The sequence below is a fragment of the Vibrio sp. HA2012 genome (genome assembly GCF_002812955.1).
Classification (GTDB): Bacteria; Pseudomonadota; Gammaproteobacteria; order Enterobacterales; family Vibrionaceae; genus Vibrio.
On record NZ_PFXK01000013.1, the window covers coordinates 1 to 11726 of the forward strand.

The following is an 11726-nucleotide window of genomic DNA, read 5'->3' on the forward strand; positions in this document are numbered from 1 at the left end:
CATGCCGAACTCAGAAGTGAAACGCAACAGCGCCGATGGTAGTGTGGGGTCTCCCCATGTGAGAGTAGGACATCGCCAGGCTTTACTTTCTTGTTTTCAGATTTTGACCTTTTTATTAAGGGGAAGTCTAAAGGCAAAACTAAACAGTTATTCGTATTGCGGATAACAAATATTTTCAATGTACTAATTTGAAAATGACAATTTGTGGAGAGATGGCTGAGTGGTTGAAAGCACCGGTCTTGAAAACCGGCGATGGTTAATAGCTATCCTAGGGTTCAAATCCCTATCTCTCCGCCACTATCTGAAAAGCCCGCTGAGAAATCAGCGGGCTTTTTTGTATATCAGCTTTGTAATAAATCTAACAACATTCCTGTTCGATTTTATACAATAAGCAGAGAGCCTCTTGATCGTCACATTGCTTTAAATACTCATACAGTGAATTCATCTGGTTGCCGATAAAATGCAGGTTGTCGTGGCCGAATTTTTTCTGTTGTTGACGTTTACTGTCAAAGTAGGTGTGCCATTGCTGTTGGCCTTTTCTCTGATTTAGGTTGTTTTCCAGCATCACTATCAGACTATCAGACTATCAGCATTTTGGTTGCACTGAATCCCTTCAAAAGAAACATACCGGTTTCTTTCGGGCACTTTGTTTTCCATTATTCCTCCTGAGTATGGTTATGACTTGCTGGCGTTAACGGGTAAGTGCAAACTTAATACCAAGAGTAAGTGGCTAGTGAGCTATTTGTCTCTGTGTTGAGTTGCTATAGATGACTGTATGTCTTTGGGCTTATCCTCGCTTTCATGCTTTAGTCTTTCGTGCATTGCTTCTATCAGCTGGCGATCCAGCTCTGCAAAGAACAGGTCTTCTTCAGCCTGACCGCGTAAGCGGATTTTATCTATAAAGTCCATCTGTAGTCGCCTCTCTAGTTTTGACTACTGATGTAATTATAGTTAACGAGCTAGAGAATAGCGCTTGTGTATTCCTACTATTAGTTTCTTTTTGTTATAAGAAATTCATATTTATTCTTTTTTGTTATTTTCATAAATCGGTAATCTGGCGGGACGCAATGTTATAGGAATCTCGTGTCATGTTATTAAAGGAACTCTCGGCTCTTAGCAGCCCGCTGGGTGATCAGCAACTTCAGCTGTTGCAGCAAATAGCCGAACAAATGTCGCCACAGCAGTTCGCCTGGGTCAGCGGTTATCTTTGGGGACTCAGTCAGAATCAGTCAGTCAAAGGCGGGCAACTACCGGTTTCTTCTGCTCCGGTGGCGGCTCTGCCTGCCGGAAGACTTACCATTATTTATGCGTCTCAGACAGGTAATGCCAAAGGTGTTGCAGAAGCGCTGGAACAGAAGGCAATAGCTCAGGATATCCCCGTTGCTCTGTTTTCTGCCGGTGACTATAAAGGTAAGAACCTGGCCAAAGAGACCCACGTTATCGTGGTGTCTTCGACGAACGGCGAAGGCGAAGCACCAGACGATGCGATGGAGCTGCACGAGTTCCTGCAATCAAAGAAAGCCCCGAAACTGAACAACCTGAAATACGGCGTTCTGGCGCTGGGCGATTCGAGCTATGAGTTCTTCTGCCAGACAGGTAAAGACTTTGACGAGTATTTATCGAAGCTGGGCGCTGAATCGTTGTTAGACCGTGTTGATTGTGACGTCGATTATGAAACGGACGTTGCGGCATGGGGCGATGCGGCTCTGCACAAGGTGAAAGAAACACTAGCACCGGCAACGGCAACGACACAAACGGAGATCACTCAGACAACCTCTGCCGCTACAGCACAATACACCAAGCAGAACCCTTATCAGGCGACTCTGCTGACCAGCCAGAAAATCACCGGCCGTGACTCAAGCAAAGATGTCCGTCATGTCGAGATCGATCTGGATGAGTCCGGTCTGACCTATCAGCCGGGCGATGCGCTGGGTGTCTGGTATGAAAATGATCCGGCTTTAGTGGATGCTGTCGTTGCTCAGGTAGGCCTGACGGGTGATGAAGAGGTGACCGTTGACTATGAAACGCTGTCTCTTAAGCAGGCTCTGATCAGCAAGTTCGAAATTACAACGGCCAACCCTCAACTGGTGACGAAGTACGCAGAACTGTCCGGCAGCAAGCGTCTGGAAAAACTGGTGGGTGACAAAGACAAGCTCAGAGAGTATGCCTCAACCACGCAGATTGTTGATGTGCTGGCAGAGAAGAAAACAGCGCTGACGGCAGAGCAACTGACTGGTCTGCTGCGCCGCCTGACCCCGCGTCTGTACTCCATTGCTTCCAGTCAGTCAGAAGTGGATGAAGAAGTGCACCTGACCATTGGTCTGGTGGAGTACGCTCACGGTGAAGAAACCCGTCTTGGCGGTGCTTCAGGCTATCTGGCTCAGCGTCTGGAAGAAGGTGACCCGGTTAAGGTGTTCATTGAATCTAACGCCCACTTCAAGCTGCCGGAAGATGATGCCAAACCTGTGATCATGGTTGGTCCGGGTACTGGTATTGCGCCATTCCGTTCCTTTATTCAGGAGCGTGACAATCGTGATGCTGAAGGTAAAAACTGGCTGCTGTTTGGTGACCGTACCTTTACGCAGGACTTCCTGTATCAGGTTGAATGGCAGAAGTACCTCAAGTCTGGTGTACTGACTCGTATGGATGTGGCTTTCAGCCGTGACCAGCAGGAAAAAGTCTATGTTCAGGACAAACTGAAGCAGAACGCTACCGACGTGTGGCAGTGGCTGCAAGACGGTGCGTATATCTACGTCTGTGGTGATGCATCCCGAATGGCGAAAGATGTTAACGATGCGCTGATTGCCATTGTTGAAGAGCAGGGCGGAAAAAACCGCGAAGAAGCTGAGCAGTTTATTAATCAGCTGCGCAAAGATAAACGTTATCAAAAGGATGTCTACTAATGAGCGAGCAACAAGAAGTACTGGGTGAAGTGTTAGGGCCACTTGCTGATAATGAGCGTCTGAAGCGCGAGAGTAATTTTCTGCGCGGCACCATTGAACAGGATTTACAGGATCATATGACCGGCGGCTTTACTGCCGACAACTTCCAGCTGATCCGTTTCCATGGCATGTATCAGCAGGATGACCGCGATATCCGTGCTGAGCGCGCCAAGCAGAAGCTGGAGCCGTTGCATAACGTGATGCTGCGTGCGCGTATGCCGGGTGGGGTGATCACCCCTAAACAGTGGCTGGCGATTGACAAGTTTGCTGAAGAGAGCACCATGTATGGCAGTATCCGTCTGACGACACGACAGACGTTTCAGTTCCACGGCGTGCTGAAACCAAACATCAAGCAGATGCATCAGACCCTGAACAAAATTGGTATTGATTCCATAGCTACCGCCGGGGATGTAAACCGTAACGTGCTGTGTACGTCGAATCCGGTGGAATCTGAGCTGCATCAGCAGGCGTACGACTGGGCGACGAAAATCAGTGAGCACCTGCTGCCGAAAACCCGAGCCTATGCTGAGATCTGGCTGGACGGAGAAAAGGTTGAAGAGAGCGACAAAGAGCCGATTCTGGGCAGTAATTACCTGCCGCGTAAGTTCAAGACGACTGTGGTTATTCCGCCGCAGAATGATGTGGATGTGCATGCCAACGACCTGAACTTTATCGCCATTGCCGAAGAAGGCCAGCTGGTTGGTTTTAACGTGCTGGTAGGCGGTGGTCTGGCAATGACCCATGGTGATACGTCAACTTATCCGCGCCGTGCCGATGATTTTGGCTTTATCAGCCTGGAGCATACGCTGGCGATTGCGGAAGCGGTGGTGACAACTCAGCGCGACTGGGGTAACCGTTCTAACCGTAAGAATGCTAAGACAAAATACACGCTGGATCGCGTGGGTATCGACACCTTTAAGCAGGAAGTTGAGAAGCGTGCCGGTGTGAGCTTTGCACCAAGCCGCCCGTTTGAATTTACCGAGCGCGGTGATCGTATCGGCTGGCTGGAAGGGGTGGATGGTAAGCATCACCTGACGCTGTTTATCGAAAACGGCCGTCTGCTGGATTATCCGGGTAAGCCTTTAAAAACAGGTGTGGCGGAAATCGCCAAGGTCCATAAGGGCGATATGCGCATGACGGCTAACCAGAATCTGATCATCGCTGGCGTAGACAGTGCGGATAAAGCGCAGATCGAGCAGATTGCCCGTGAACATGGCCTGATTGATGATGGCGTGAGCGAGCAGCGCAAGAACTCTATGGCGTGTGTGTCTTTCCCGACCTGTCCGCTGGCAATGGCCGAAGCAGAACGTTTTCTGCCGGGCTTTGTGACCGAGGTAGAAGGGCTGCTGGATAAGCATGAATTAACCGGAGAGCACATTATCCTGCGGGTAACCGGCTGTCCGAACGGCTGTGGCCGCGCCATGCTGGCGGAAGTGGGTCTGGTCGGTAAAGGGCCGGGCCGCTATAACCTGCACCTGGGCGGTAACAAGGCGGGTACACGCGTACCGAAGATGTATAAAGAAAACATTACCGACAAGCAGATTCTGGAAGAACTGGACAGCCTGATTGGCCAGTGGGCCGCAGAGCGTCAGGAAAACGAAGTGTTTGGTGACTTTGTTATCCGTAAAGGGATTGTGCCTGAGGTCGTGGTATCAAAGAGGGATTTTCATGCCTGATTATAAATTAGCGGATCTGCTGGATTTGCCGAAGGTGGAGCAAGTGCTCCACCTGGCAGAAATCAATGCGGAGCTGGAGTTAATGACAGCGCAGCAGCGTGTTCGCTGGGCGCTGGAGCATCTGGATGGTAACTTTGTTCTGAGCTCTAGCTTTGGTATTCAGGGCGCACTGATGCTGCATCTGGTGACGCAGGAAAAGCCGGACATTCCGGTGATCCTCACCGATACCGGTTATCTGTTCCCGGAAACCTATCAGTTTATCGATCAACTGGCTGAACGGCTGCAACTGAACCTGCAGGTATTCCGGGCCACGGAAAGCCCTTCCTGGCAGGAAGCCCGTTACGGGAAGCTGTGGGAACAGGGTGTTGAAGGGATTGAAAAATATAACCGACTCAACAAAGTGGAGCCAATGCGTCGCGCGTTTAATGAGCTTGAAGCCGGTACCTGGTTTTCCGGGCTGAGACGTGAGCAGGCCGGTTCCAGAGCCAGCCTTCCGGTATTGGCAATTCAGAATGGTGTGTTTAAGTTTTTGCCGGTGATCGACTGGACCAATAAAAATGTGCATTACTATCTGAAAGAGCATGACCTGCCTTATCACCCGCTATGGGATCAGGGTTACCTGTCGGTCGGCGATACGCATACCACGCAAAAATGGGAACCGGGCATGAGCGAAGAGGAAACTCGTTTCTTCGGCCTGAAACGTGAATGTGGCCTGCATGAAGACGACGGTGAGGTCAACGGCTCCGGTATCTGATTTTTCTTCAACTTAAAGGCTTACCTGTTCAGCGTAAGCCTTTTCTTATTACTTCTAACCCACTGATTGTGGCTAAAACTTCGTCTTCTTACCGTCGTCCGTATTAATTTTAGTAACTATTTGGAATAAAGAATTCGATATTAGAATTTCTGGAAATATAAACCCTTGCCATAATGCCTCTAGTGAAAAGTATCGAGGAGAGATGGATGGAGTACCTGCCAATATTTGCTGACCTGAAGCAAAGGCCTTGCCTGATTGTAGGTGGTGGTGACGTTGCGTGGCGTAAGACCCGCATGCTGCTGAAAGCCGGTGCTGCTGTTCGGGTGGTTGCCCCTGAGCTGAATGCCGAATTTCAGGCTCTGGTAGCGGATGGGAAAGTGACCCTTCTGGCGAATGAGTTTTCGCCGGAACATCTGGATGGGGTGTTTCTGGCCATTGCAGCAACGGACAGCAAAGAAGTGAATGCACGTGTTTATCAGTCTGCCAATCAGCGCCAGGTGCTGGTCAATGTAGTGGATGATACCCCTCGTTGCAGCTTTATTGTGCCGTCCATCGTAGATCGCTCTCCCCTTATTGTGGCGATTTCATCCTCAGGTAAAGCCCCTGTACTGGCGCGGCTGGTGCGGGAAAAGCTGGAAGCGCTGTTGCCTCAGCACTTGGGCAGTATGGCCCGGGTTGCGGGTGGTTTTCGTGACCGCCTGAAACAGTCTCTGGGCTCGGTAACAGAACGCCGTAAGTTCTGGGAGCAGGCATTTAGCGGTCGCTTTGCTGAGCTGATTGCTGCCGGTAAAGAGCAGCAGGCTGCCGAGGTGCTGGAACAGAGTATCCATGAGCCGACCCCTCAGGGAGAAATTGCTCTGATCGGTTGTGGCCCCGGTGATGCCGGGTTGCTGACCCTGCGTGCATTGCAGCTGATGCAGCAGGCGGATGTCGTGCTGTATGACTATCTGGTCTCTGACGAAATCATGGAGCTGGTGCGCCGAGATGCCGATCTGGTCTGTGTCGGTAAGCGCGCCGGACACCACAGCGTGCCGCAGGATGAGACCAACCGCCTGCTGGTGCATTACGCCCAGCAGGGCAAACGGGTGGTTCGTCTGAAAGGTGGTGACCCGTTCATCTTTGGCCGTGGTGGCGAAGAGCTGGAAGTCGCTGCTGAAGCTGGCATCCCATTTCAGGTGGTGCCGGGTATTACCGCAGCAGCGGGTGCGACCGCTTATGCCGGTATTCCGCTGACTCACCGCGATTACGCGCAAAGCGCGATGTTTATTACCGGACATTGCCGACCAGATGGCGACGAGCTGGACTGGTCAACACTGGCTAGGGGCAGACAAACGTTGGTGATCTATATGGGGCTGATGAAAGCCAGCCATATTCAGCAGCAGTTGCTGGAACATCAGCGCGGCGCAGATACCCCGGTTGCAATTATCGAACGTGGGACTCAGAAACAACAAAAAGTACTGACCGGAGAACTGCATCAGCTGGCCGAACTGGCAGAAGGTGCGGCTTCACCTTCTCTGATTGTGGTTGGGGAAGTGGTCAGATTATCTGAAAAATTACATTGGTTTGGTACGCAGGATCAGGCTTCAGAGCCATCCTCTCAGGCTGTTGTCGGTTTAGTTTAAGCAGGAAAAGTTATGGAACAGAAACAGTTAACTCACCTTCAGCAACTGGAAGCTGAAAGTATCCACATCATTCGCGAGGTTGCGGCAGAGTTTGATAATCCGGTGATGATGTACTCCATCGGTAAGGATTCTTCCGTAATGCTGCATCTGGCAAGAAAAGCCTTTTATCCGGGCAAGATCCCGTTCCCGCTGCTGCACGTGGATACGGACTGGAAATTCAAAGAGATGATTGAGTTTCGTGACCGGACCGCAGAGAAGTACGGTTTTGACCTGCTGGTACACAAAAACCCGGAAGGTATGGAAATGGGTATCAACCCGTTTGTCCACGGCTCTTCCAAGCATACCGATATTATGAAAACCCAGGGTCTGAAGCAGGCGCTGAATAAGTACGGTTTTGATGCAGCCTTTGGTGGTGCCCGTCGTGATGAGGAAAAATCGCGCGCGAAAGAGCGGGTGTACTCATTCCGTGACAAAAACCACACCTGGGATCCGAAGAACCAACGTCCGGAACTGTGGAAAACCTACAACGGGCAGGTAAACAAAGGCGAAAGTATTCGCGTGTTCCCGCTGTCTAACTGGACCGAGCTGGATATCTGGCAGTACATCTATCTGGAAAACATCGATATCGTGCCGCTTTATCTGTCGGCAGTACGTCCGGTGGTTGACCGTGACGGCATGCTGATCATGGCCGATGACGACCGTATGGAGCTGCAGCCGGGCGAAAAGATTGAACAGAAGAGCGTGCGCTTCCGTACGCTGGGCTGTTATCCACTGACCGGCGCTATTGAATCGGAAGCGGCGACCTTGCCGGAAATCATTGAAGAGATGCTGGTGGCTACCTCCAGCGAGCGTCAGGGACGAGCCATTGACCACGATCAGTCCGGATCGATGGAGCTGAAAAAGCGTCAGGGATACTTCTAAGTTAACAGGATTAAGGAACGACTATGAACAGCATTATTGAACAGCAAGTCGCAGAGCTGGGCATCGAAGCCTATCTGCAACAGCATCAGCACAAATCGTTGCTGAGATTTCTTACCTGTGGCTCAGTGGATGACGGTAAAAGTACGCTGATTGGTCGTCTGCTGCATGATTCTCAGCAGATTTATGAAGATCAGCTGGCGGCTATCCATGCCGACAGTCAGAAGGTCGGTACTACCGGTGAGCGCCCGGATCTGGCACTGCTGGTGGATGGCCTGCAGGCGGAGCGTGAACAGGGCATTACCATTGATGTGGCGTACCGTTATTTCTCGACCAAACAGCGCAAGTTTATTATTGCCGATACTCCGGGACATGAGCAGTACACCCGTAACATGGCAACGGGGGCATCCACCTGTGATGTGGCCGTTATCCTGATTGATGCCCGTAAAGGGGTGCAGGATCAGACCCGACGTCACTCGTATATCGCCAGCCTGCTGGGTATTCGTCACTTTATCGTTGCAGTGAACAAGATGGATCTGGTGGAGTTTTCTGAGGAGCGTTTCGAAAGCATCAAAGCGGATTACTTAGCATTTGCCGCTAAGCTGAACACCGAAATTGATATTCAGCTGGTGCCACTGTCGGCGCTGGAAGGCGATAACGTGGTTGATCTGAGTGAGCAAACGCCGTGGTATCAGGGTGAGTCTCTGCTGACGCTGTTAGAGACCACAGAGATTGGGCAGAAACAGTCAGCAGGAGCGTTCCGTTTCCCGGTGCAGTATGTGAATCGTCCGAATCTGGATTTCCGTGGCTTTTCCGGCACATTAGCCGCGGGCGAAATTAAAGTGGGTGACCGGGTGAAAGCGCTGCCGTCTGGTAAAGAATCGCGGGTGAAGCAGATCGTTACCTTTGATGGAGAGCTTGAGAGTGCTCAGGCTGGTCAGGCAATCACGCTGACGCTGGAAGATGAAATTGATATCAGCCGCGGTGATTTGATTGTGCCGGAGAAAGCGGAAGTTGCCACCAGTAATCGTCTGCTGGCCGATATCGTCTGGATGGCTGACAAGCCACTGGAGGCGGGGCGTCAGTACGATATTAAGGTGGCCGGTAAGAAAACTATTGGTTCTGTGGACGCGATCCGTCATCAGGTTAACATCAACAATCTGGAACGTTTTGACGCTGACAGCCTGCCGCTGAATGCGATTGGTCAGTGTGAACTGAGCCTGACTTCTCAGGTACCGTTTGACCGTTATCTGGATTGTGCCGATACCGGCGGCTTTATTCTGATCGACCGTCTGACCAACGTGACTGTTGGTGCCGGTATGATTCGCGAAGCACTGGAAGAAACCGAAACAGATGAAGCAGATATGGAAGCGTTTGAAACAGAGCTGAAGGCACTGCTGCAAAAATATTTCCCGTACAAAGCCACCCGTAATCTGGGCAGACTGCTGGGGTAATGAGCATGACGGTAGAGCAGGGAACAGTTCTGGCGATGTTAGGGGTGATAGTTACCTGCCTGTTGGTGACGCGCATTAAGCCGGCATTTCTGTTTGCCGGGGCAGCGTTTGTTGCTTTTCAGACCGGGCTGATGGACCTGGCTGATTTGGCGGCGAATTTCACCAATTCATCGTTGCTGACGCTGGTTCTGCTGATCCTTGCTTCTACTGCGCTGGAAAAGACCCGTCTGATTAGCTGGGTGGGTCAGCAGATTTCTGCCGGAAAGCAGGCTTATGTTATCGCTAAGCTAGGTCTGTCGACGGCGTTTCTGTCTTCTTTTACCAATAATACCGCGGTGGTGGTGTCGCTGATCGGCGCGATTAAACGTAATCACCATCATGCTCCATCCCGGTTACTGTTGCCGCTGTCGTACGCAGCAATTCTGGGGGGAACACTGACCCTGATCGGTACCTCTACCAACCTGATTATCAGCAGCTTTGTAGAAGATATTGGTCTGCCGGCTCTGGGCTTTTTTGCTCCCAGTGTTATTGGGGTTGCGGTACTGTTTGGTGGTCTGGCTATTTTAATTCCGTTCAGCTACTTACTGCCTGACCGGGATGATAATGAACAGGATGAGTTGCCTTATTTTCTGGAAGCCCGGTTAGAGAAAGGCTCGCTGCTGGCGGGTAAAACGGTGCATGAAAATGGGTTACGGGCGTTGCGTCGCCTGTTTCTGGCAGAGCTGATCCGTGACGGTCACACCATTGCGCCGGTCTGCCCGGAAACCCACCTTGAAGAGGGCGATGTGCTGCTGTTCTGTGGCGATATTGAAAGTGTGACCACGCTACAGGAGATCAAAGGCCTGAAACTGTTCGGTCAGCACCATATGAACGGTCAGAATCTGGCGGAAGTGATTGTCAGCCATTCGGCTTCTATCCGGGGCAAAACCCTGAAGGATGCATGCTTTCGTGAGCAGTTTGACGCGGTGGTGGTGGCTATTCGCCGCGGTCATGAGCGTCTGGCGGGTGGTTTAGGCAACATCGAGCTGTGCGCCGGAGATACGCTGGTGGTAGTGCCGGGTAAAGAGTTTAACCAGCAACAGCCAAGCCTGAAGCGGGAGTTTGTGCTGGTGAACAGCCTGGATTCCAGCGCCCGGCTGGATGCTAACCGTAGCATGCTGGCGCTTGCTGGTTTTGCCGTCGTCATTTTGGCGGCTCTGCTGGACTGGGTGCCGCTGGTGAAAGGTCTGGCCGGATACCTGTTACTGCTGGTGATGAGCGGTATGGCAACCCTGAGTGAACTGCGTCGGCGTTTTCCTGTGGATATCGTGGTGATTGTCGGTTCGGCATTGTCGCTGGCACAACTGATGATCAGCAGTGGCTTGTCAGCCAAAATGGGCGATCTGTTTATCTCTCTGTTTAATGGCTGGGGAATGTATGGTGCTCTAATTGCCGTGTATCTGCTGACGTTAGTATTGACGGAGCTGGTCACCAATAATGCAGCGGCGGCACTGGCATTTCCGCTGGGGTACAGTCTGGCTGTTGGTTACGGAGCCGATCCGATGCCGTTTATCATGGCGGTTCTGTTTGGTGCCAGTGCTAGTTTTATTTCCCCTTACGGGTATCAGACAAATTTGTTGGTCTATAGTGTGGGTAATTATCAGATGAAAGACTACCTGCGCACAGGGCTGCCAGTGTCTTTGGTGTATTCTGGGTTGGTACTGACCCTGATCCCCCGGTTGTTCCCTTTCTAATTTTATTATGGAGTTTTGTATGACAGCGGAAAAGGCTGACAATATCGTGTGGCACCAGCATCAGGTGGATAAAGAACAACGTGCCGGCCTGAAGAAGCAGAAGCCCTGTGTACTTTGGTTTACCGGGCTTTCCGGAGCGGGTAAATCAACGGTAGCGGGCGCGCTTGAGAATGAACTGGCTGAGCGTGGTCATCATACTTATCTTCTGGATGGCGACAATATTCGTCATGGCTTGTGTCGGGATCTGGGCTTCTCTGATTCGGACAGGAAAGAAAATATCCGCCGCATCGGTGAGGTTGCCAAGCTGATGGCGGATGCCGGTCTGATTGTGCTGAGTGCGTTTATTTCTCCGCACCGTGCCGAAAGGGATCTGGTTCGCGGAATGCTCGGTGAAGGCGAGTTTCTGGAAGTGTTTGTTGATACGCCTCTGGATGAGTGTGAAAAGCGCGATCCGAAAGGTCTGTATAAGAAAGCCCGTGCCGGGGAAATCAAACAGTTTACTGGTATTGATTCTGAATATGAGGCACCGGACGCTCCGGAAATTCACTTGCAGGCGGGGAGTAAAACAGTGGCTCAGCTGGTGGATGATTGTATTGAGGTCTTAACGCTCCGGCAAGTGCTGTAGTC

General features: G+C 51.4%; 10 protein-coding genes, 1 tRNA gene and 1 rRNA gene. 10 read left to right on the forward strand and 2 right to left on the reverse strand.

Features of this window, described 5'->3' with window-relative positions; all coding sequences use genetic code 11:
* A 5S ribosomal RNA gene (rrf, locus tag CSW98_RS17920) occupies positions 1-81 on the forward strand; the annotation flags it as partial.
* 125 nt (positions 82-206) lie between these two features.
* Positions 207-297: transfer RNA gene (locus CSW98_RS16840), tRNA-Ser, on the forward strand.
* 61 nt (positions 298-358) lie between these two features.
* On the opposite strand, the gene cowN is transcribed toward CSW98_RS16840, so the two are convergent.
* On the reverse strand, positions 359-568 hold the full coding sequence (cowN, locus tag CSW98_RS17925; RefSeq protein ID WP_198517362.1) for a N(2)-fixation sustaining protein CowN: 210 nt from the start codon (positions 566-568) through the stop codon (positions 359-361).
* Between the two features lie 170 nt (positions 569-738).
* Entirely contained in the window at positions 739-909 is a 171-nt protein-coding gene (locus CSW98_RS17665) for a hypothetical protein (RefSeq protein WP_198517363.1), read from the reverse strand.
* 179 nt (positions 910-1088) lie between these two features.
* Between CSW98_RS17665 and CSW98_RS16850 the strand changes: the two genes are divergently transcribed.
* The 8 genes from CSW98_RS16850 (at position 1089) to cysC (ending at position 11724) form a co-directional block, all read left to right on the forward strand.
* Entirely contained in the window at positions 1089-2903 is a 1815-nt protein-coding gene (locus tag CSW98_RS16850) for an assimilatory sulfite reductase (NADPH) flavoprotein subunit (RefSeq protein ID WP_100801644.1), read from the forward strand.
* On the forward strand, positions 2903-4618 hold the full coding sequence (gene cysI / locus CSW98_RS16855; RefSeq protein WP_100801645.1) for an assimilatory sulfite reductase (NADPH) hemoprotein subunit: 1716 nt from the start codon (positions 2903-2905) through the stop codon (positions 4616-4618). The genes CSW98_RS16850 and cysI overlap by 1 nt, the downstream gene beginning before the upstream one ends.
* Positions 4611-5372 (forward strand): phosphoadenylyl-sulfate reductase, encoded by a 762-nt coding sequence (locus CSW98_RS16860; RefSeq protein WP_100801646.1) that lies wholly within the window; start codon positions 4611-4613, stop codon positions 5370-5372. Before cysI ends, CSW98_RS16860 begins: the two co-directional genes overlap by 8 nt.
* A 206-nt stretch (positions 5373-5578) precedes the next feature.
* On the forward strand, positions 5579-6994 hold the full coding sequence (gene cysG / locus CSW98_RS16865) for a siroheme synthase CysG (RefSeq protein ID WP_100801647.1): 1416 nt from the start codon (positions 5579-5581) through the stop codon (positions 6992-6994).
* Between the two features lie 12 nt (positions 6995-7006).
* Positions 7007-7915: a sulfate adenylyltransferase subunit CysD gene (gene cysD, locus CSW98_RS16870; RefSeq protein ID WP_100801648.1), complete on the forward strand. Its 909-nt coding sequence runs from the start codon at positions 7007-7009 to the stop codon at positions 7913-7915.
* Between the two features lie 23 nt (positions 7916-7938).
* On the forward strand, positions 7939-9366 hold the full coding sequence (gene cysN / locus CSW98_RS16875; RefSeq protein ID WP_100801649.1) for a sulfate adenylyltransferase subunit CysN: 1428 nt from the start codon (positions 7939-7941) through the stop codon (positions 9364-9366).
* Between the two features lie 5 nt (positions 9367-9371).
* Positions 9372-11099, forward strand: a complete 1728-nt coding sequence (locus CSW98_RS16880; RefSeq protein WP_100801650.1) for an SLC13 family permease — start codon at positions 9372-9374, stop codon at positions 11097-11099.
* Positions 11100-11118: 19 nt separating this feature from the next.
* A complete protein-coding gene (gene cysC, locus CSW98_RS16885) occupies positions 11119-11724 on the forward strand; it encodes an adenylyl-sulfate kinase (protein WP_100801651.1) in 606 nt (201 codons plus the stop codon).
* Positions 11725-11726: the final 2 nt, after the last annotated feature.